The sequence below is a fragment of the Stenotrophomonas sp. SbOxS2 genome, assembly GCF_013416715.1.
Lineage (GTDB): Bacteria > Pseudomonadota > Gammaproteobacteria > Xanthomonadales > Xanthomonadaceae > Stenotrophomonas > Stenotrophomonas lactitubi.
Genome location: NZ_JAAVXD010000003.1, coordinates 383,912 through 401,150 on the forward strand (window position 1 = coordinate 383,912; position 17,239 = coordinate 401,150).

General features: G+C 66.4%; 23 protein-coding genes. 10 read left to right on the forward strand and 13 right to left on the reverse strand.

The annotated features are described in order from the left end of the window. Positions 1–12 precede the first annotated feature (12 nt). On the forward strand, positions 13–642 hold the full coding sequence (locus HFK18_RS06905; RefSeq protein WP_025878621.1) for a lysophospholipid acyltransferase family protein: 630 nt from the start codon (positions 13–15) through the stop codon (positions 640–642). Beyond that, positions 639–1,634 (forward strand): phosphatidate cytidylyltransferase, encoded by a 996-nt coding sequence (locus HFK18_RS06910; RefSeq protein ID WP_100553783.1) that lies wholly within the window; start codon positions 639–641, stop codon positions 1,632–1,634. The genes HFK18_RS06905 and HFK18_RS06910 overlap by 4 nt, the downstream gene beginning before the upstream one ends. 93 nt (positions 1,635–1,727) lie before the next feature. On the opposite strand, the gene fis is transcribed toward HFK18_RS06910, so the two are convergent. The 3 genes from fis to prmA all read right to left on the reverse strand — a co-directional run bounded on the left by fis (position 1,728) and on the right by prmA (position 3,831). Then, positions 1,728–2,003 (reverse strand): DNA-binding transcriptional regulator Fis, encoded by a 276-nt coding sequence (gene fis, locus HFK18_RS06915; protein ID WP_006397198.1) that lies wholly within the window; start codon positions 2,001–2,003, stop codon positions 1,728–1,730. A 115-nt stretch (positions 2,004–2,118) separates the two neighbouring features. Beyond that, complete coding sequence (locus HFK18_RS06920) at positions 2,119–2,868, reverse strand: DUF3426 domain-containing protein (protein WP_180165300.1); 750 nt, start codon at positions 2,866–2,868, stop codon at positions 2,119–2,121. 42 nt (positions 2,869–2,910) lie between these two features. Further along, the gene (gene prmA / locus HFK18_RS06925) at positions 2,911–3,831 is read right to left on the reverse strand and encodes a 50S ribosomal protein L11 methyltransferase (protein ID WP_180165630.1); all 921 of its coding nucleotides are present in this window, start codon (positions 3,829–3,831) and stop codon (positions 2,911–2,913) included. Positions 3,832–3,981: 150 nt separating this feature from the next. Between prmA and HFK18_RS06930 the strand changes: the two genes are divergently transcribed. Both HFK18_RS06930 and HFK18_RS06935 read left to right on the forward strand, forming a co-directional pair. After that, on the forward strand, positions 3,982–4,947 hold the full coding sequence (locus tag HFK18_RS06930) for a hypothetical protein (protein WP_180165301.1): 966 nt from the start codon (positions 3,982–3,984) through the stop codon (positions 4,945–4,947). Further along, the gene (locus HFK18_RS06935; RefSeq protein ID WP_100462209.1) at positions 4,944–5,318 is read left to right on the forward strand and encodes a hypothetical protein; all 375 of its coding nucleotides are present in this window, start codon (positions 4,944–4,946) and stop codon (positions 5,316–5,318) included. Before HFK18_RS06930 ends, HFK18_RS06935 begins: the two co-directional genes overlap by 4 nt. Before the next feature lie 98 nt (positions 5,319–5,416). Here the strand turns inward: HFK18_RS06935 and accC are convergent, their stop codons facing one another. The 4 genes from accC to aroQ are packed head-to-tail and all read right to left on the reverse strand — an operon-like array spanning position 5,417 to position 8,214. Further along, positions 5,417–6,784: an acetyl-CoA carboxylase biotin carboxylase subunit gene (gene accC, locus HFK18_RS06940; RefSeq protein ID WP_099820474.1), complete on the reverse strand. Its 1,368-nt coding sequence runs from the start codon at positions 6,782–6,784 to the stop codon at positions 5,417–5,419. 12 nt (positions 6,785–6,796) lie between these two features. Continuing rightward, the gene (gene accB / locus HFK18_RS06945; protein WP_180165303.1) at positions 6,797–7,288 is read right to left on the reverse strand and encodes an acetyl-CoA carboxylase biotin carboxyl carrier protein; all 492 of its coding nucleotides are present in this window, start codon (positions 7,286–7,288) and stop codon (positions 6,797–6,799) included. A gap of 54 nt (positions 7,289–7,342) precedes the next feature. Next, the gene (locus HFK18_RS06950; RefSeq protein ID WP_180165305.1) at positions 7,343–7,765 is read right to left on the reverse strand and encodes a lysozyme inhibitor LprI family protein; all 423 of its coding nucleotides are present in this window, start codon (positions 7,763–7,765) and stop codon (positions 7,343–7,345) included. Then, entirely contained in the window at positions 7,762–8,214 is a 453-nt protein-coding gene (aroQ, locus tag HFK18_RS06955) for a type II 3-dehydroquinate dehydratase (RefSeq protein ID WP_100462212.1), read from the reverse strand. The genes HFK18_RS06950 and aroQ overlap by 4 nt, the downstream gene beginning before the upstream one ends. A 292-nt stretch (positions 8,215–8,506) precedes the next feature. Between aroQ and HFK18_RS22060 the strand changes: the two genes are divergently transcribed. Continuing rightward, positions 8,507–9,847 (forward strand): acetamidase/formamidase family protein, encoded by a 1,341-nt coding sequence (locus HFK18_RS22060; RefSeq protein WP_218946576.1) that lies wholly within the window; start codon positions 8,507–8,509, stop codon positions 9,845–9,847. A 46-nt stretch (positions 9,848–9,893) separates the two neighbouring features. Then, positions 9,894–10,721, forward strand: a complete 828-nt coding sequence (locus tag HFK18_RS06965; RefSeq protein WP_343202953.1) for an isocitrate lyase/phosphoenolpyruvate mutase family protein — start codon at positions 9,894–9,896, stop codon at positions 10,719–10,721. Positions 10,722–10,732: 11 nt separating this feature from the next. Here HFK18_RS06965 and HFK18_RS06970 read toward each other — a convergent pair whose 3' ends face one another. Both HFK18_RS06970 and HFK18_RS06975 read right to left on the reverse strand, forming a co-directional pair. After that, positions 10,733–11,134 (reverse strand): response regulator, encoded by a 402-nt coding sequence (locus tag HFK18_RS06970; RefSeq protein ID WP_180165311.1) that lies wholly within the window; start codon positions 11,132–11,134, stop codon positions 10,733–10,735. Positions 11,135–11,305: 171 nt separating this feature from the next. Then, a complete protein-coding gene (locus HFK18_RS06975; RefSeq protein ID WP_180165313.1) occupies positions 11,306–11,803 on the reverse strand; it encodes a DUF892 family protein in 498 nt (165 codons plus the stop codon). A gap of 210 nt (positions 11,804–12,013) precedes the next feature. Between HFK18_RS06975 and HFK18_RS06980 the strand changes: the two genes are divergently transcribed. Further along, complete coding sequence (locus HFK18_RS06980) at positions 12,014–12,610, forward strand: NAD(P)H-dependent oxidoreductase (RefSeq protein ID WP_180165314.1); 597 nt, start codon at positions 12,014–12,016, stop codon at positions 12,608–12,610. 48 nt (positions 12,611–12,658) lie between these two features. Next, on the forward strand, positions 12,659–13,222 hold the full coding sequence (locus HFK18_RS06985; protein ID WP_180165632.1) for a TetR/AcrR family transcriptional regulator: 564 nt from the start codon (positions 12,659–12,661) through the stop codon (positions 13,220–13,222). A gap of 1 nt (position 13,223) precedes the next feature. On the opposite strand, the gene HFK18_RS06990 is transcribed toward HFK18_RS06985, so the two are convergent. Both HFK18_RS06990 and HFK18_RS06995 read right to left on the reverse strand, forming a co-directional pair. Then, entirely contained in the window at positions 13,224–13,775 is a 552-nt protein-coding gene (locus HFK18_RS06990; protein ID WP_180165316.1) for a hypothetical protein, read from the reverse strand. Positions 13,776–13,843: 68 nt separating this feature from the next. After that, the gene (locus HFK18_RS06995) at positions 13,844–14,641 is read right to left on the reverse strand and encodes a serine hydrolase (protein WP_180165318.1); all 798 of its coding nucleotides are present in this window, start codon (positions 14,639–14,641) and stop codon (positions 13,844–13,846) included. An 83-nt stretch (positions 14,642–14,724) separates the two neighbouring features. On the opposite strand from HFK18_RS06995, the gene HFK18_RS07000 reads away from it, so the two are divergent. Continuing rightward, positions 14,725–15,279, forward strand: coding sequence for a GIY-YIG nuclease family protein (locus HFK18_RS07000; protein WP_180165320.1), 555 nt, complete (start codon positions 14,725–14,727; stop codon positions 15,277–15,279). On the opposite strand, the gene HFK18_RS07005 is transcribed toward HFK18_RS07000, so the two are convergent. Next, positions 15,230–15,424, reverse strand: coding sequence for a hypothetical protein (locus HFK18_RS07005; RefSeq protein ID WP_180165322.1), 195 nt, complete (start codon positions 15,422–15,424; stop codon positions 15,230–15,232). The genes HFK18_RS07000 and HFK18_RS07005 overlap by 50 nt on opposite strands. A 98-nt stretch (positions 15,425–15,522) precedes the next feature. On the opposite strand from HFK18_RS07005, the gene HFK18_RS07010 reads away from it, so the two are divergent. Next, a complete protein-coding gene (locus HFK18_RS07010) occupies positions 15,523–16,425 on the forward strand; it encodes a LysR substrate-binding domain-containing protein (RefSeq protein ID WP_180165325.1) in 903 nt (300 codons plus the stop codon). Between the two features lie 36 nt (positions 16,426–16,461). On the opposite strand, the gene HFK18_RS07015 is transcribed toward HFK18_RS07010, so the two are convergent. Continuing rightward, positions 16,462–17,178, reverse strand: coding sequence for a transporter substrate-binding domain-containing protein (locus tag HFK18_RS07015; RefSeq protein WP_180165327.1), 717 nt, complete (start codon positions 17,176–17,178; stop codon positions 16,462–16,464). Positions 17,179–17,239 lie beyond the last annotated feature (61 nt).

Here is a 17,239-nt window from a genome sequence, read left to right on the forward strand (position 1 = left end):
CCGGAGACGCCGATGTTCGCTGAACTGATCGCCCGCGCCTGCAGTGCGGCCATCCATGTAGTGACCGGCGCACGCGCGCTGTGGGTCGGCTGCGCGCCGTCCAGCGAGCACCGCGTCTACTACGGCAACCATGCCAGCCATGGTGATTTCGTGCTGATCTGGTCGTCGATGCCGCCGGCACTGCGGCGCCAGGTGCGGCCGGTCGCCGCCGCCGAGTACTGGCAGCGCGATGGTCTGCGTCGCTATCTGATCGACGCAGTGTTCAATGGCGTGCTGGTGGAACGTGAGGCGGGCAACCGCCATCAGGATCCTCTGCAGGTGCTGCGTGATGCGGTGGATGAGGGCTGTTCGTTGATCCTGTTTCCGGAAGGCACGCGCAACATCGGTGACGAGCCGCTGCTGCCGTTCAAGAGCGGCATCTACCACCTGGCCCGGCAACGCCCGGAGCTGGAGTTCGTGCCGGTGTGGATCGACAACCTCAAGCGGGTGATGCCGAAGGGGCGTTTCCTGCCGCTGCCGCTGCTGTGCACGGCGACGTTCGGTACGCCGCTGCGGCTGCAGGCCGATGAGGACAAGGCCGCGTTCCTGGCGCGCAGCCGGCAGGCGCTGCTGGCCCTGGCCCCCAACGGAGGCCGCGCATGAGCTTCATGATCGATATGTCCGGTGATCTGGCCGCACGCAGTGTGGGTCAGCAGACCGGCCTGCTGTTCGCCGGTGTGGGTGCGGTGCTGGTGCTGGCCACGCTGGTGTCAGAAACCCTGCGCTGGCGCCAGCGCGGCAAGCCCAGCGCGGTGATCGCCAACCTGGTCTCGCGTATCCGCGCGTGGTGGGTAATGGCCATCGTGGTGGGGCTGGCGCTGTTCTTCGGACGCGCCGGCGTGATCGTGCTGTTCGCGATCATCTCGCTGTTCGCACTGCGTGAGTTCATCACCCTGGCACCGACACGATCAGGCGATTACTACGCCTTGCTGGCCGCGTTCTACATCGTGCTGCCGTGGCAGTACTACCTGGTGTGGATCGACTGGTATGGCATGTACACGCTGTTGATTCCGGTATATGCGTTCCTGTTCCTGCCGATCCTGGCCACCATCGGCGGTGATACCACCCACTACCTGGAGCGCACGTCGAAGGTGCAGTGGGGCCTGATGATCTGCGTGTTCTGCATCTCGCACGTGCCGCTGCTGCTGAACCTGCGTGTGCCGGGCTACGATCCGGCGCGCAACGTGCTGCTGTTCGCCTTCCTGGTGATCGTGGTGCAGTCGTCGGACGTGCTGCAGTACATCTGGGGCAAGCTGCTGGGCAAGCACCTGATCGCGCCGAAGCTGTCGCCGTCGAAGACGGTGGAGGGCTTCGTCGGCGGCGTGCTCTGTGCCAGCGCGCTGGGTGCCGCGCTCTGGTGGATCACCCCGTTCACGCCGCTGCAGGCGTTCGGCCTGTCGCTGCTGATCAACCTGATGGGGTTCTGGGGCGGCCTGGTGATGTCGGCGATCAAGCGCGACCGCGGCATCAAGGACTGGGGCAACATGATCGAGGGCCATGGCGGCATGCTCGATCGGCTGGATTCAGTGTGCTTCGCCGCGCCGGTGTTCTTCCACGTGGTGCGGTATTACTGGAAGGCGGGCGGCGGCGGCTGATCCGGCGGGAGGGCTATCCACGCATGGCGTGGATCTACTGGAACCAGGCGGACCCGGAATCGGTAGCGCCGGGCCATGCCCGGCGTGCTGCGCTTACGCGCTGATGCCGTATTCCTTCAGCTTCTTGCGCAGGGTGGCGCGGTGGATGCCCAGCATCGCGGCCGCGCGGCTCTGGTTGCCTTCGCAGTGGTTGAGCACTTCCACGAACAGTGGAATCTCCATCTCGCGCAGCACGATCTCGTAGACATCGTCCGCATCGCATCCATCGAGGTCGCGCAGGTAACGGCGCACGGACTGGGCCACGTGTTCGCGCAGCGGTGGCCGGGCAGCGCCACGACTGTTGTCAGGACGAGAAAGGACAGCGTTCAAGGGGGTTCCCGATCTGGTTGGTCCATGCACGCGGGGCGCCGGACCGGATGAGGTGATGGCGGTCAGTCTAGCGCGAGCGTGCCCGACCTGCCACGGCCGGACGGTCCGACCAAGGTCAAAGGAACTCGAAGGTGAATGCGACCGTGGATGCGGCAGGCTCCTGCACGCGGAAGGCGATGCGCGCGCTTTGACCCGGTTCAAGCGGGGCCGCCCCGGGGTTTTCACCGAGGTACTGCGCCGGTGTGAACACGCCAGTGCCGATCACGCGACCATCGGCATCGGACAGCGACAGGCGCAGATCCGGCCATGCCTGCGGCCAGCGCGCGTCGTTGCGGATGCTGGCCTGGATCTGCAGGACGCCCGCCTGGGCCGGCAACGGGCGGATTTCACGGCTGGTCATGGTGAACGCAGCGGGCTCGCGCCAGGCGGGCAGCGTGCAGCGCAGCACGTTGCACAGCGCGCCGATCCACGGCCGGGTGCCGGCATCGGCGGCCAGCCGTGCACGATCGGCAAGCACGCTCTGCAGCAACAGCAGCAGCGCCAATGCGGCCACCAGCAGCCAATGCCAGCGAGGGGTTGGCTGCGCCCGTGGGCGCGCGCCGAGGAAGCTGGGCGCATCGGCGACGGTGGCAACGATGCCGGGTGTGGCAGTGAAGGCCGGTTCGATTATTGGATCATCGGCAACCAGCGATTCTGCTTCTGTTGCCGCCACGATGTCCGTTGCCGGGTCGATGTCGTCGATCACCGGCGCTGCATCGGTCGCCACCGGTTCGCGCGGTCCGGTGGCTTCAGGCGTGGCATCGCGTTCCTGCGCGGTGCGCAGGAACGTGGCCAGGGGACGGCGCGGTGGGTTCGGCTCGGACATGCTCAGGGCGCGGGCTCGGATCCAGCGGTCATTCAACCACGATCAGGCGCGGCGTACGCCGGTGATACGCATCCAGTCGCCATCCTGGGTGGCCTGCAGGTCGTCGAACCACGCCGCATAGCGCTGCAGCAGTTCGTCTTCCTGGCCATGCAGGATGCCCGACAGGGCAATGCGACCACCGGTGGCGACACGGGCGGCCAGCAGTTCGGCCAGTGCATCCAGCGCGGAGGCCAGGATGTTGGCGACCACGATCGGATAGGTGGCAACCGGCTCGTCCTGCGGCAGGTACACCTGCATGCGTGCCTGTTCGCCATTGCGTTCGGCATTGTCGGCGGTGGCGATCAGCGCCTGCGGGTCGTTGTCCACGCCGATGGCCTGGGCGGCACCAAGCTTCAACGCGGCCAGGGCGAGAATGCCCGAGCCACAGCCGAAGTCGAGTACGCGCTGGCCCCGCAGCTGGCCATCAACGGCCAACTGGTCCAGCCAGCGCAGGCACAGCGCGGTGGTCGGGTGGGTGCCCGAGCCGAACGCCAGGCCCGGGTCGAGGCGCACGATGGCGGCGTCGGCAGCCTGCGCGGCCTCCGGCAGCTCATGGTTCCACGGCACGATCCAGGTGCGGCTGCCGAAGTCCATCGGCTGGAACTGGTCCAGCCACGCGCGCTCCCAGTCCTGGTCTTCCACGGCGCGGAAGCTGCCGCTGCTCCAGTCCAGCTCCGGGTCGAACGCTTCCAGCGCGGCCAGCAGCAGCAGGGCGTTGCTGTCGGCCGGGAACAGCGCGCTGAGCACGAGGGTGTCCCACAGCGGAGTCTCACCCACGCCGGGTTCCAGGATGGCCTGCTCGTTGCTGGTGTCGGCTTGGGCATCAAGCAGGGTCACCGCCAGCGCGCCGACGTCCTCCAGCGCATTCTCATAGCGGGGCTGGGTGGCTTCGGTGCAACGCAGGGTCAGTTCCAGAAACGGCATGGCGGTGAGGGCAATCGCGGGAAAGGGGGCCATGCTAGACCATCAGGGCGTCTCCGTATGCCTTGAGATGAACGAAGCCGATTCAGACAGGCCTGACGGGCCTTGCTAAACTCGGCGCTTTCCTGTGCGCCGTACCACCGACCGTTGCCGATGGCTTTCGCCCCGACCCTGAAAACCTGGTTGCTCGTCCTGCCGGCCGTGGCCGTGCTGGGCGTGGCCGGTTATCGGGCCAATGGCCACAGCCGGGACATGGTCGCGCACGTCGATGTGCCGCTGGCTGCCCAGGCCGGCGATACGCAGGGGACGCTGGCACCGGTGATGCCGGAAGCCCTGGCACGCCGCCTCGCCGCTTTTGAACGTGGCACCGCGCTGCCTTCGGGCCTGCCGCTGGACATCCGCGCCGACATCGAAGGTGCCACCGATCTGTACGCCTACGCGCAGCGCCTGCGTGTGCAGGCCGACCAGGGCAACCACGAGGCGCGCTGGATGCTCAGCCGGGTCTACGACTACTGCGCGCAGTACGCCGTTGATCCGGGTGGCTACCGCTTGGACAACAACGTGCTGTCCGGCCTTGGCCTGAGTGCTGCACCGGAGATGGTGGAGGCGCGCGAGCGGGTGGCGCAGCGCTGCGGTGGCTTCGTGCCCGGCGACAAGCTGGGGCCGGCGCTGGTGCTCGGCGAGCGGCGTCGTGCGGCCCAGCAGGGCAACCTCGCTGCCGAAGCGGCACTGTTTGCCGAAGGTGAGCCGCTGCACGACAACGAGCAGTACCGTCGTGACCTGGTCGAGCGCGTACGTACCTCGCGCGATCCGGAAGCCTATATGGCGATCGCGCCGGGCATGGGGTTGCGCGCGGCCGGCGACAAGGCGCTCGTCGGCATGGTCGCCGGAGAACAGCTCAGTGAACTGGCATGGCGGGTTGCGGCCTGCGAACTCGGTCTTCCCTGTGGAGCCGACAGCGTGCTGGTCAACAGCTTTTGTGCGAATGGAGGGATCTGTTCGCCGGATGGAACGCAGGACTTCCGTGATTTTGTGTATGACGCCGCGGTTTCGCGGCAAGGTGCGGGGAAAATGAAGGAATGGATCAAGCGATTGATTGGAACGAGGGACGGACGATGAATTACCGTCGATTCCTGCATGGGGCCAAGTTCTGGTTCTGGGTGGTGTTGTTTGTGGCGTATTCGGCAGGTGCGGTAGGCCTGCTGATGATCGACACCTACGAGGACCGCTACCGGCGTCTGTCGAAGGTGGAACTGACCTCGGTGAAGACACAGGAAGACGTGCGCCGTGCAGGCGCCAGCCAGGTTGCCGCCGTTTACCGCGCGCAGAGTGGCGTGCCGTTCTCGTCGTTGCCGGCTGGCAGCACCTTCCAGGTGGTGTGGCCGGATGGCTCCAGCGAGACCATGGTGATCGTCGATCCGACCTCGCCGAACGGCGTGCGTCCTTTGGCGAACTCGCAGATTCCTGCGGAAGTTGCCGACAAGCGTTGAAGGTAGCGCCGGGCATGGCCCGGCGCGCTACCGGACGGTAAACAGAAAAGGGCAGGGAAATCCCCGCCCTTTTCGTGTGCAGCAATAACCGCAGCCGATCAGGTCAACGCGATCGGCTTGCTCTTGCGCTCGGCAAGGCGCTTTTCCAGATAGTGGATGTTCTGGCCACCGGCCTGGAAGCCCTTGTCACGCATGATGCGCTGCTGCAGGGCGATGTTGGTCTTGATGCCATCGACCACCATCTCGCTCAGCGCCACCCGCATGCGGGCGATGGCGGTCTCGCGGTCCGGGCCGTGCACGATCAGCTTGCCGATCATCGAGTCGTAGTTCGACGGCACGCGGTAGCCACTGTAGATGTGGGTATCGACGCGCACGCCGGGGCCACCCGGTGCGTGGAAGCCGGTGATGGTGCCCGGGCTCGGCACGAAGGTCTCGGCGTCTTCGGCGTTGATGCGGCACTCGATCGCATGACCGCTCAGCACCACGTCGCTCTGCTTGATCGACAGCTTCTGGCCGGCAGCGATCTTCAGCTGTTCGGCGACCAGGTCGATGCCGGTGACCATCTCGGTGACCGGATGCTCCACCTGGATGCGGGTGTTCATCTCGATGAAGTAGAAACGGCCGTCTTCGTACAGGAACTCGAAGGTGCCGGCGCCGCGGTAACCGATACGGATGCAGGCTTCCACGCACACCTTGCCGATCTGCTCGCGCTGCTCGGTGGTGATGCCCGGTGCCGGTGCTTCCTCGACCACCTTCTGGTGACGGCGCTGCATCGAGCAGTCGCGCTCGCCGAGATGGATGGCATTGCCCTGGCCGTCGGCCAGTACCTGGATCTCCACGTGGCGGGGATTCTCCAGGAACTTCTCCATGTAGACCTCGCCATTGCCGAACGCGGCCTTGGCCTCGCTCTTGGTGGTCTCGATGGAGGTCTTCAGCGAGGCTTCGGCATGCACCACGCGCATGCCGCGGCCACCGCCGCCGCCGGCCGCCTTGATGATGACCGGGTAGCCGATCTCACGGGCGATCTTGGTGTTGGCGACGATGTCATCGCCCAGCGGGCCGCCCGAGCCGGGCACGCACGGTACGCCGGCGGACTTCATGGCGCGGATTGCTTCGACCTTGTCGCCCATCAGGCGGATGGTGTCTGCCTTCGGGCCGATGAAGATGAAGCCGGACTCTTCCACGCGCTCGGCGAAGTTGGCGTTCTCGGACAGGAAGCCATACCCCGGGTGGATGGCCTGGGCGTCGGTGACCTCGGCCGCGGCGATCAACGCCGGAATGTTGAGGTAGCTTTCCGCCGACGGCGCCGGACCGATGCAGACCGATTCATCGGCCATGGCCACGTGCTTGAGGTTGCGGTCGACCGTGGAGTGCACGGCCACCGTGCGGATGCCCAGGGTGTTGCACGCGCGCAGGATGCGCAGCGCGATTTCCCCTCGGTTGGCGATGACGACTTTGTCGAGCATGGCAGCCGCCCCTTAGCCGATCACGAACAGCGGCTGGTCGAATTCCACCGGCTGGCCGTTCTCGCCGAGGATGGCGACGATGGTGCCCGACGCATCGGCTTCGATCGGGTTGAACATCTTCATCGCTTCGATGATGGCCAGGGTCTCGCCGGCCTTGACCTGCTGGCCGATGCTGACGAACGCCGGCTTGTCCGGTGCGGACGAGGCGTAGAAGGTGCCGACCATCGGCGAGCGCAGCACGTGGCCTTCCGGCAGAGCGTTGCCCGGCTTGGCGGTGCCGCCGGTGGAGGCTTCGGTCGGCGACTGCATCGGCATTGCCGGGGTGGCCGGCTGGGCGACGGCCGGGGCGGCCATCATCATCTGCGGCTGGGCCTGCATCATGCCGTAGCCAGACACCGGAGCGCGCGACAGGCGCACCGACTCTTCGCCTTCCTTGATTTCGATTTCAGCCAGGTTCGACTCTTCCAGCAGGTCGATCAGCTTCTTGATTTTGCGGAGATCCATGGTGGCCTCTTTGCTCTTTGATGTCAGTGTGGTGGGAAGCGCGTTGCGCTCGGGTCAAAGCAGTTCGTAGAAGTCGCGCAGCTGCCGGGTGCGGTCGCGCGCGAGGGTGATCAGGCAGCGCATCTGTGCGCCATTGCGCGCGGTGCCGTCGGAATTGAGGGCATACACCGCCTGGCAGTCGTGGTCGCGCAGCTGCATCCATGCGCGCTGGGCCAGCACCAGTTCCTGTTCGGCGTTGCCGCAGTAGCTGCAGTTGCCGCCGTTGGCCGGCGTGCGCAGCTGCCTGCGTGCCTGGGCGTAGACGGCGTTGAGTTCGACGTCGGCGGCCGCTGCCACGTCCGAGGCGCACAGGTCGCTCTCCATCGTGGTGGTCGGATGCGCACAGTCGATGCCTTCGGCCTCACGGTCGGACGCGGCGGCAGCGCCGCACAGGCCGGCCCACAGCACAACGCTGGCGAGGACGCGCGACAGGCTCATGACGCGGCGGCAGCCTGCACGCGTGCCAATGCCGCGTCCATCGCATAGCGGTAGCTGTCGGCGCCGAAGCCACACACCACGCCAACCGCCTTGTCGCTGAAATAGCTGTGCTGGCGGAAGGGCTCGCGGGTATGCGGGTTGGACAGGTGGATCTCGATGAACGGCACGGCCACCGCCGCCAGCGCATCGCGCAGGGCAACCGACGTATGGGTGAAGGCGGCCGGGTTGATCAGGATGAAGGCGGTTCCGTCGTTGCGTGCGGCCTGCACACGATCCACCAGCACGTGCTCGGCGTTGGACTGCAGGCTCTCCAGCGCGTGGCCTGCGGCAGCGGCCTGGGCGACCAGCGCCTGGTCGATGTCGGCCAGCGTGGTGTGGCCGTAGACCTCCGGCTCGCGGGTGCCGAGCAGGTTGAGGTTGGGGCCATGCAGGACCAGCAGCTTCGCCATGGGATCCGATTGACGGGAAAGGGCGGCAGTCTGGCGGAAGCTGAGGATGCTGTCCAGTTCGGCGAAATTAGTGGTGTTTAAAACAATTGTTTGAAAAATGCCTTCGTCCGCGTGGTTGCGTGGTGGACGGGCGCGGGAAGGCTTCCTATAGATAGTGGAAATTGCGCGTGCCGACCATCCCCCATGCCGGGCCGCCACCGCCGGGCCGCGTTACGTTCGACACTGCGAAGGTTGCCATGGCATTCCTACACTGCGCCTACCCGCCATGTCGGCGTTCATGGATGCCTGCGCCGTGTCTATTTCGCCACGCTTGCCCGTACTGCTGCTGGCACTGCTGCCTTTGAATGCGCTGGCTGCCGAACAATGGATCGTTGCCACCGACCTGTGGGGCAACAGGAACTACCAGACCCTGCATCTGGACGTGCATGACGGGCGTATCGCCGGCCGGCTGGATACCGACCCGGTCACCGGCACCCTCAGCGCCGGGCAGATGGTGTTCACCGCCATCGACAGCCAGGGCCAGCGCTATCAGTTCGATGGGCGCATTGACGGTACACGGATGCAGGGGCAGAGCGATCAGCCGGACACCAACAACCGCGATGCGCGTGCCGTCCACGCCTTCAGCGCCTGGAAGGTACCGGCGCGGGGCTCGACCGCACCGCAGCGCCATGTGTTCACGCCGACCGACTATTCCAATACGTTCAGCGCCGATCGCGCGCCGGTCTTGGTGATCTGGCCGGGCGACTCGGTGCAGACCCGCACGCTGGATTCCGGCGGCGTCGACGAGAAGGGCATTACCCGTGCGCTGTTCGGCAATCCGCAGGTCGGGCCGTTCTTCGTGGTCGGTGCCGAACCGGGCGATACGCTGGCGATCACGCTCACTTCGCTGAAGCTCAACCGCGACCATGCCGACAGCCTGGATGGCCTGGTGGGACGCTTGAAGACACCGCGGGTGGCCGCCGAAGCCAGCGGGCTGGGCAAGCCCGTGCGCTGGCAACTGGACCGCAGCAGGGGCGTCGCCCGTCCGCAGGGCGCAAGTGGTGGCCTGCGGCATTTCGAAGTGCCGGTGAAGCCGATGCTCGGCGGCCTGGCGCTGGCGCCCGGCTTCGGCTATCCACCCTTCTCCACCGGCGATACCGCCGATTTCGGCGGCAACATGGATTTCAACGCCGTGGTCGAAGGCAATACGGTCTACCTGCCCGTGCAGCAGCCCGGCGCGCTGATGTACCTGGGCGATGGCCATGCGTTGCAGGGCGATGGCGAAACCACGCAGTGGGCGCTGGAGACGTCGCTCGATGTGGAGGTGAAGGTCGAGCTGCTGAAGCAGCATGCGATCGCAACGCCGCGGGTGGAATCGGCCACGCAGATCATGACCCTGGGCCAGGGCGGCTCCAGCGATGATGCGCTGCGCATCGCCACCTCGGGCATGCTGCAGTGGCTGCGCCAGGCCTATGGATTGACGTTGTCCGAGGCGACCCAGGTGCTGGGCGTGGCGGTGCAGTACCAGGTGGCCAACCTGGCCGGGCGCAGTGTTGGCGTGGCGGCGAAGGTGGACAAGGCGGTGCTGCAGGGGCTGCCGTTGCAGACGACGGCAGAACCGGGTGGCGGCGCCGTGAAGCACGCTGCCAAGTGACCGTTGCCCTGTTGGCAGCTTGGGAAGGCGTATGAACCAGGAGTCCGTGATGAGTGCCGACGCAATCCAGAACCGCCGCGCTGCCTTCAGGGCGCTGCATGCATCCGGATGCTTCCTGCTGCCCAATCCATGGGACGTGGGCAGCGCGGTGGCGCTGGCGCGGCTGGGCGCGCAGGCACTGGCCACCACCAGCTCCGGCCATGCCTGGGCCCACGGGCAGCCTGACGGGGCGATGGGGCGCAGCGAGATCCTGGCCCATCTGCGGACGATGGTGGCGGCAACCGATCTGCCGGTGAACGCCGACTTTGAAGATGGTTTCGGCAGCAGCCCGGAGGCGGTGCACGAGAGTGTGTCGATGGCGATCGTCACCGGCGTGGCCGGCCTGTCGATCGAGGATTCCACCGGCGATGCGGAGCATCCACTGCGCAGCATCGAAGACAGCGTGGCGCGCCTCAGCGCAGCGCGCCGTGCCATCGACGAAAGCGGGCACGACGTGATGCTGGTGGGACGCGCGGAGAACTTCTTCGTCGGGCGCCCCGATCTGGACGACACGTTGGCCCGCATCCGCGCCTATGCGCAGGCGGGTGCGGATTGCCTGTATGCGCCTGGCATCCGCAGCGCAGCGCAGATCCGCGCCGTAGTGGATGCCGCCGGTGGCAAGCCGGTCAACCTGCTGATCGGTTCGCCCGGGCAGATGACGCTGCAGCAGGCGGCCGGCCTTGGCGTGCGCCGGGTCAGCGTCGGCGGTGCGCTGGCCCGCAGTGCGTGGGCCGGTTTTCTCAGGGCGTCCGAGCAGATGCTTGCCAGCGGTTCATTCGACGCGCTGCCGGGCACCCCGTCAGGTGCCGAGCTCAACGGGTTGTTCAAGCCGTAGGTACGGGCCGGTCAGTGCGACGGTGCAGGTGAGGGGGGCGTCCTGCCGAGCGCTTCACGTACCGCGCGCTGCAGGCCCTGCACATGGAACGGCTTGGCCAGGAAGGGCGCACGCCGATGTCTGACCGGCACCAGCTGGTCGTATACCGCCGAAGCGAAAAGATAGGGGATGCCGAGCTCCAGAAGCCGATCGGCAACGGGAAACACCACGCCGTCGCGAAGTTCCACGTCCAGCACAGCGCCGTCGAAGTGGCCACTGTCGAGCATGCCCAATGCCTCGAAGACACTGTTGGCGTGGGCGATCTCATTGCCTTCGTCGGTCAGGGCCTGTTCCATCAGATCGGCCAGATCGAGCTGGTCTTCCACAAGGAGCAGGCGCGGAAGTGTCGCGGGTCGTTCATTGCTGCTTTGCATGGTGTGTTGTCGTGCGAATGCTGCGGTGGTGCGTAAAGTTTCTGCTTTCCAGCATCAAGACCATGGCTGCCTGGTGTGCTTTCGGCGCGAAGGCGCAACTGTGATCTGCGTGTTCTGCTGCTGGCCGTGGCCGCCCTCCCTGGCGGCATCGGCCATGCGTCTGCCATGGAATCAGGCGGCCTGAGCAGCCCGCGCGTTACCGCCGCTCTTGGCCAGCAACGTCAGTTTCTCGTCAGTGGCCTTTTCTTCTTCCAACGTTTCCAGCAACAGCGGCAGCGCCTCCTTGTAGCCCAGCTGCTTGGCCAGGGCGGCGATGGTGCCGTAGGAAGCGATCTCGTAGTGCTCGACCTTCTGTGCACCACCGATCAAGGCGGCATCGCGCACCGGCCCTTCGTCGATGGTATCGATCACTTCCTTTCCTTCCTCTACCAGGCCTTCCATTGCCGCGCACTTGATCCGCTTGAGGCGGATGCCCAGCAGCTCGACAACCCGGTCGATGCGTTCGATCTGGCCCTGGGTTTCTTCCAGGTGGGTCTCGAAGGCGGTGGCCAGTTCGGGATTTTCTGCTGCGCGGGCCAGCCACGGCAGAGCCTTGGTCAGCTGCTTCTCGGCGCTGTAGATATCGGACAGTTCGTGGATGAACAGGTCTTCTGCGGTCTTGATGGCCATGCGTCGACACCTTTGCTGGGGGAGAGCGGTGACCTTACGTGGGCGTCCGTTGCAGTCCGGAGCAGGTTCGGTGAACGCTGCATGGAGGGCGTGGGTTCCCATGCATGTAGGGTTCTCACATGAGCCGCGCGACAGCGTCCTATCGGTGATGCTGTTGCTCGACCGCTCGCTAGTTACTATTGGTAGCTAATGAGCCCGAGAGCTGCTGCCATGCACACCCATATCGTTGTTGCCCACCCTGAACCATCCTCGCTTACCCACGCCATAGCGGTGCGGATCGGCGAGGCCATCGTCAACGCCGACGCCGGCAACACGGTCACCACCGTGGATCTGATGGCGGAAGGTTTCGATCCTCGCTTCAACGCGCAGGACCACGCGTTCTTCCGCAGAACCACAGCGCTGCCGGCCGATGTGGCTGCCGAGCACGCGCGGTTGGATGCGGCCGACACGCTCGTGCTGGTCTACCCGCTCTACTGGTGGTCGTTCCCGGCGCTGCTGAAGGGCTGGATCGATCGCGTGTTCACCCAGGGCTGGGCCTATGACGAAGGTGCCGATGGCAAGGTGGAAAAGAAGCTGCAGCGGCTGCAGGTGCATCTGGTGGGGCTGGGCGGCGCCGGCCAGCAGATGATCGACCGGCGTGGCTATGGCGAGGCGATGAAGACCCAGATCGATCAGGGCATCTTCGATTACTGCGGAGCGCCGGTGCTGTCATCCACGCTGCTGCTGGATGCCGACAGCGGCATGGCCGAAACGCATCTGCAGACGGCGGTGGACATCGGACGTAAGATCGGAACCCCTGCACTCTGACGATCACCCTTGTCTTCCAGCCCTGCCGTGCCTGAGCCCCGTCGTCGCTTGACCCGCGAACAGCGTGCCCGCCAGCTGCTGGACGTGGCGTGGGCGCTGGTCGGCGAAGAGGGCACCGATGCGCTGACGTTGGGTCGCCTGGCCGAGGCGGCGGGTGTCGCCAAACCGCTGGCCTACGACCACTTCGAAACCCGCAACGGTTTGCTGGCTGCGCTGTATGCCGACTATGACCAGAGGCAGACCGTGGTCTTCGATGAGCGCATCGGCAGCGCGAAGGCGCGGCTGAAGGATCGCGCGCATGCCATCGCCTCCGGCTATATCGATTGCGTGCTGTCACAGGGCAGCGAGATCCAGGACATTCTCGCTGCGCTGGCGGGATCGCCGGAACTGCGGGAGGTGCGCCGTCGCTATCAGCAGGATTTCATCGACAAGTGCGCGCAGTGGCTGGGACCGTTCGCAGCGGGAGAGGTCGTACCGGCCAGCGGCCTGTGGGCCATCCTTGGTGCCGCCGAAACCCTGTCTGAAGCGGTTGCGGCCGATGCGGTGGAACATGCGGCCGCCGAGGCCGAGCTGGAGCGCGTGATCGTCGCCATCGTCAAGCGCAGCACCTGAATCATGTGCGCGGAGCGACCTGGAGTTGCTCGACGCGGACCGGGGGCAGTGGCACGTCAGGCTGCAGGTCCGGCAACAGCTGTCGCAGCAGCTCCGGCATCGCCTGCATCGCGGCACCATCGATGTAGCGCCACTGCGTACCGCCCACCGGCCGGATGGCGACCATGAAGGCGAGGCTTTTCACCGTCTGAGCGTCGACGGTGAACACCGTGGTCCGTGGCACGAAGCAGACTTCTTCGGCGCCGGCAGCATAGGTGCGGGTCGGTTCACCGACATCATCGCTGATGACCTTCACGCCCATGTCGTCGAGTGTCTTCATCGCATCGCGTGCGGCCTTGGCATAGGCCGCATCGCCGCCGGCAAACCGCTTCACGCTGGGATGGGTGCGCGCGATCATGGCATCGGTATCGCCGCGGGCGAACGTGGACAGCAGCGATCGCACGTCCTTCTGCAGCGCGTCGCTCTCGGCAGGAGCGAGTTCACCGGCATGGGTGAGTGCCGCAGAGAACGTGCAGAACAGCGCAAGCATCCAGCACAAGAGACGTCGATCCATCGATGGGGTACTCCTTCGGGCGCTGGACTATAGAGCGCATTGCCCGTGGTGTCTGCCCGGTCTGCCCGTCACACACGCTGGGCCTCGGCCGCCGCGGCAATGGCAAAGCCCGCATCAAGCTGCGCCCGCACCTGCTCATCGCGCGACGCACGGGAATCAGCGCCCAGCACCACGTTGATCAGGCGCAGCGGCAGGGCGTGTCCAGCGCACCAGCGACGGGCGGTGGCCGCCAGGCAGAAACCCGCAGCCTGGGTGTAACCGGTCTTCAAGCCATCCACACCGTTTTCGCCGAGCAGGGCGTTCTGGTTCGCCTTCTGCAGCGTGCGGTGCGCGAAGCTGCGCTGTGCGGTGATTGCCAGCAGATCGGGGTAGCGGGCAAGCAGGTGGGCGGCCAGCATCGCCATGTCGCGCGCGGTCGACAGATGGCCCGGGGTGGTGATGCCGGACGCGGAGATGAAGTGCGTATCGTGCAGGCCCAGCGCCCGCGCGTGGTCGTTCATGTGCTGCGCGAACGCCGCCTGCGATCCGGCCAGGTGACGGGCCAGGGCGAGCGCGGCATCGTTGCCGGAAACCACCATCAGGCCCTCCAGCAGTCTGCCGAGGGCGATGCGTTCGCCGGGCACCAGGCCCATCCGCGTTTCATCGTCGGCCACCTCGCGTACGTCGCACGGATCGATGGCGATCGTGTCCGACCACGAACCGCCCGACTGCGCGAGCAGGTCATACGCGGTGTAGGCCGTCATCAGCTTGGTCAGCGAGGCCGGCGGTCGTCGCAGTTCCGCATGCTGCTGCTGGAGGATGTCGAGGGAGAGGGCATCGATCGTGATCGATGACACCGGCAGGCGAGGGGCGTGTGATGAAGGCATGGCGTGCAAGCGTAGCCGGAAGCTTGCCTGTCGCGGGCATTGGCTGCACATCCTGCGAATGCCCGTCAGGTGATCCTGTGGCCATGGATTCCGACATCCGCATCGATGGCCGCGTGTTCGCCTACGTCTTTCCCTGTGCCTGGGAGGACTACGCGAAGATTGGTTTCTCGCGCGATCCGCTGGGTCGGATCAGTGCGCTGCATCGGCGCTGGTTCGAGTTCTTCGATCTGGAAGCGGGCGCGCTGGTCGAGGCGGAATCAGAGCGGGATGCGCGTGACCTGGAACTGCAGTTGCGCCGGCCCTTCAAACTGCATCGTGCGCCGGCACCGATGACGGTGCAGGACAAGGCCGGTGGGCGCACCGAATGGGTGCGCGGGGCCAACGCCGCCTTGGCCGAGGCGGTACGTGCGCTGGCACAGCAGGGCTATCACACGTATCCGCTGCGGCTGTGGCTGCGGGCGGCGATGGTCCAGCGTCTGGACCGGCTGCATGACTGGGCCGCAGCGCAGGTGCCGGAAGAGGAAAGCCTGCGCACGCCGGTCGGTGTGGCCGCACTGCGCGAAGCCATCGATGCGTATCGCGCGCTCGCTATCGATCCGGAGCCGTGGTTGCCGGAGCACCTGCAGCGCGGGTGGTGACACTTCCCGAGGTGGCCGGGACGTTGGCCGGCCGCGGTGCCTGGCGCGCATCGGGCGCTGCGGGAACCGGTTCGGCCAGGCGCTGGGCCAGGGCAACGTTGGTCACATGACCCTGCAGGAACAACAGACCGCTGAAGATGTTCATGATCGTGCCTCCACTTGAGTGGAATGCACGATAGGGGCAGCATGGGGGCGCAAAAAGCGACATTTCCGCAAGGTCGACTTGAGAGGAATTCAAGGCTTATGTCCCGCCCACCGCTGCATGCCCTGCAGGGCTTCGTCGCTGCCGCACGCCTGGGCAACCTGTCCCGCGCCGCCGCATCGATGAACCTGACGGTCAGTGCGCTCAGCCATCAGATGCGCCAGCTCGAAGAGCGCCTGGGCCAGCCGCTGCTGATACGGCAGGCGCGGGGTGTGGCCTTGACCCTGGAAGGGCAGCGGCTGCTGGATCAGGTCGGCCCCCACTTGGATGCGATCAACGACGCCTTCCAGCCCTACGCTGCGCGACCCGAGCATGTGCTCACCATCAGTGCCGTGCCGTCGATGGCCAGCGCATGGCTGGTGCCACGGCTGGGCAACTTCGTGGCCGCGCATCCACAGATCGAAATCAATCTGCAGTCGAGCGAGCGGCTGATCGACTTCGACCGGCAACTGCAGTTCGATGCAGCGCTGCGGCTGGGCAGCGGACAATGGCCGGGACTGGTGGTGGAACCGTTGTTCGACGAATGGCTGCTGCCCATGGCCAGCCCGGCACTGATCGAGCGCATGGGCGGCATCGGCCACGTCCCGTTGGCGCAGTGGCCGCTGCTGGGAGACCCCGACGGCGCGTGGGGCGCATGGTTCGCGCTGATCGGCGAACGCCCGCCTGCGCGGTTCGTGGCGGTGCTGGATGATTCCGAAGCCCACCATCGCGCGGCACTGGACGGCGTTGGTGTTGCACTGGGGCGGGTCACGCGGGCGCGGCTGCTGCTGGATTCCGGCCAGTTGGTTGCGTTGTCGGACCTGCGCCTGAAGACCGCGTGGCCGCATTGGCTGGTGTATCCGCAGCGCTCGGTGCGGCACCGTGGTTTCCTGGTCTTCCGCGATTGGTTGCACGCGCAGGCCGCCGAGCACGTGCGGCACATGCAGGCCGCAGACGTGGGGTAGCGCCCGTCGCGCAGGCGCGATGCTGTGGCGTGTGCGTCAGCGCAGCAGCGTGACCGCCTGCCCGGCACGTGCGAAGGCCTCGCCCAGCAGCGGCTCGGCCTTGATCGTTTCCACTTCGGCGAACAGTGCCTGCAACGCCGCCGCGGATCGTGCAACGGGCGCTGCGACCGCCTGCTGGATGACGGTGAAGCGATCTGCCAGCACGCGATGGCCGGGGTGTGCCTGTGCCCAGGCCTGCAGGGGCTGGCGTACGCCGGCCGCTGCATCCAGCCGCTGCTGGTCGAACAGGGTGATGGCGGCGGCCGAGGTGTCGGCACGTTCAATCGTTGCCTGGCGCAGCTCGCGGCTGAGGAACAGATCGTAGGCGGCGCCGCGTCCCACCGCGATGCGCAGCCCGTCGCGATCGAGATCTGCAACCTGCCGTGCTGGGCTGTCATCGCGCACCAGGTAGGTTCCTTCGATCTCCACATACGGTGCACTGAAGGCAATGCGGTCGGCGCGTGCCGGGTCCACCGCCAGGAAGGCCAGGTCCCACGCATCGTCGCTCGCCGCTGCCACCACTGATGCGGCGGCGTTGTGGCAACTGAAGCGGGCCTGCACACCCAGCCGCTGTGCCAGCGCGGTGGCCAGTTCCACCGATGGCCCGCGTGGTGCATCGGCGTCGCCTTGGGCCAGCACCGGGTTGCCGAGGTTGATGGCTACGCGCAGGTAGCCGAGCGGGGCCAACGCATGACGGTGATCGGCCAGGGACATTGGTGGACTCCGGTACGGCGGGGCGTTCCAGCATGCCAGCTGTGGCCGTATCGTGTGGTGT